This is a genomic window from Candidatus Phytoplasma australasiaticum subsp. ipomoeae, assembly GCF_024425275.1.
Lineage (GTDB): Bacteria > Bacillota_I > Bacilli_A > Acholeplasmatales > Acholeplasmataceae > Phytoplasma > Phytoplasma australasiaticum.
Genome location: NZ_JALQCV010000024.1, coordinates 1 through 2,355, shown reverse-complemented (window position 1 = coordinate 2,355; position 2,355 = coordinate 1). Strand labels below are relative to the sequence as shown.

3 protein-coding genes and 1 pseudogene are annotated in these 2,355 nt (G+C 25.0%); all 4 read left to right on the top strand.

Translation table 11 applies throughout. From position 1 onward, the window contains the following. Positions 1-159 precede the first annotated feature (159 nt). The gene (locus tag NQK76_RS02435; protein WP_255872748.1) at positions 160-594 is read left to right on the top strand and encodes a hypothetical protein; all 435 of its coding nucleotides are present in this window, start codon (positions 160-162) and stop codon (positions 592-594) included. A gap of 325 nt (positions 595-919) precedes the next feature. Continuing rightward, the gene (locus NQK76_RS02430; protein ID WP_255872747.1) at positions 920-1,579 is read left to right on the top strand and encodes an SVM family protein; all 660 of its coding nucleotides are present in this window, start codon (positions 920-922) and stop codon (positions 1,577-1,579) included. Beyond that, a complete protein-coding gene (locus NQK76_RS02425) occupies positions 1,549-1,698 on the top strand; it encodes a hypothetical protein (RefSeq protein WP_255872746.1) in 150 nt (49 codons plus the stop codon). Before NQK76_RS02430 ends, NQK76_RS02425 begins: the two co-directional genes overlap by 31 nt. A 229-nt stretch (positions 1,699-1,927) precedes the next feature. Further along, a pseudogene (locus NQK76_RS02420) lies at positions 1,928-2,355 on the top strand (hypothetical protein); the annotation flags it as partial.

The window sequence follows — 2,355 nt, the reverse complement described above, 5'->3', positions numbered from 1 at the left end:
GAAATCCCAGAAATGGTTAGAATTCTAAATAAATGATTTATTTTAGTTAATAATTTTATTAATAAAATTGTATAATAGTGATAATTATTTTATTTAATTATCACTATTATTAAGAAAGGTTATTCTAATAATTAATAAATCAAATTTTTTTCAAAAAAATTGTTTTTTATATTCCTTCTTATCGTTTTCGGACTTGTTTTTTGTTATTTTTGGTTTCAAAATCAAAAAGAAAAAACCCTAGTATCTTCACCAGAATCATTATCTTCTGAAGTGCTCCCGAATCTTCCTAGACCAAAACGTTCTGTGAAAAAACAACCCATCCCTAAAATTAAAACAACTGCGGCTCGTTTAGAACAAATGAAAAAATATCTTTTTTCCGAACCTATTAATCCTACTTTATTACCAACTGATTTATCAGAACTAGAACAAGAAGAAATCGATAAACTTAAAAATAGTTGGGGATTGTGTTTAGATTATTTAAATAAAGAAAAAAGTGTCATTAACGAATACCAAAATAAATGCGATGAATACCAATCTCAATTAAATCTTATTTCTCCACAAATAACATCTTACGAACAACAAAAAAACCATTAGAAAACAACTAGAAACAAAACAACCAGAAGTTGATAGATTCAAAATTGATAGAAAAACTAACGAAGATAAAATCGATAAACTCCGAGATGAAATTTTAAAAATAGTTGGTAAAATTGACGAAATCAAAATTCAAATTGGTAAATTAGAAGCAACCCAAAGAAAATATTAAGATATGTTAACTCGTGCTGAAAAAGCCAAAAAAGAGTCAGAAGAAACATATGAAATTTTCGAAAAAACAATATAAAATTTAATTTATTCTAAATTAAACGAACTCTACGAAATCACCTCAGCTGAGGGATAAATAAAAAAAGGAGTTATATTATTTATGTTTAAATTAAACAAACAATTATCATTATTTAATATTATTTTATTTATTTTTTTAGGATTTTTATTCATTGTAAATAATTACAAAGTTATGGCAATGAAAAATGACAAAAATAAATCTTTTTCAGAAGTAAAAGACGAAGAAATATTATTTTCGAATGATTCAGAAGTAAATATTGATAAAATTTATGCCTTACATGAAGTAGGACATGCCATAGTTGCTTATGAATTAGGTCAAAGACATTCTCTTATTGATATTGCAAGGATAAATTTAGACAAACAACAAGAAAACCTTATTGCAGGGACTACTACATTTCAAGCAGATGATGATCATTTTAGTTTGTTGGATCAATTAGCTTTCTATTTTGGAGGTATAGAAGCAGAAAAAACAACTAATGAACCTTTAGAACAAATTAAATATAGATTCCAACACGACGAAAAAGAAATAAAAATAATATTAAAAAAAATTATTCAAAATAAATTATTTTTAGATTTATACTCAAATGCCAATTCTATAGAAGAACAAAAAAATATATTAAAAAATATTGCTCAAAAAATGGCAGAGGAAGTTATAATAAAATATAGAAATTATTTATGTATTATTGCTGAAGAGTTATTACAAAAAAAAGAATGTCAAGTTTTGAATTTAAAAAAATCATAAACACATTAATTAATGATGAACAAGAAATAAATCAAGAAGAAATAAATCAAGAAGAAATAAATCAAGAATTCAAGGTTCAAAAAAAATCTAAATCGATTTGTAACTGTATTTTTTTATAAAATATATAAAAAGAAATAAATATTTTTTATAACCCCAAAAAGACCCTTTCGAAGGGTCTTTTTTATTTAACTATTACTTATCAAATAGCCAGACTCTTTAAACAAGAGTCTTTTTTTATTTCTATTAATAATAAATAAATATCTTTATTAACTAAAAAAAGGAGGTCCTTAAAAATGTCAAAAATAACCAAAAATTCCTTTCTTTAAATATTACTTTATAACATTATTCATGATTATTTTTAATTTTATTCCTCTCATCTGCGCTAATACAAATTCTTATTTTCATCGTCAAAATAAATCAGATATCAAATTAGCCGATTACGAGACTATCCGAAAAGAATAGCTATCCTATCAACCCAAAATGAAAAAATATGATTTTTATGTTTTATTCAAAGAAAGTATCCCCGAAATCTTAAAATATTTCAACATTGAAACTTCTACTTATGGTTTGGATAACCCTGCCTACAATCCTTATGCCGAAAATTTCTTCTACTTGGAACTCAAAAATCCTCCTGCAGGATTAATCTGTGCTTTTTTTAAAAGCCAAACAAAACCCTTTTAAGAAGAAATATCCTCGAGATGACTATGAATACACCCTAGAAGACCTTTTAAAATATGAAATTGCGATTGAAGAAGCTTGGGTCTTTTGGGATGCTT

Coding starts and splice junctions, on each gene's coding strand:
- NQK76_RS02430 (WP_255872747.1), top strand. CDS start 920: ATGTTTAAATTAAACAAACAATTATCATTATTTAATATTATTTTATTT.
- NQK76_RS02425 (WP_255872746.1), top strand. CDS start 1,549: ATGTCAAGTTTTGAATTTAAAAAAATCATAAACACATTAATTAATGAT.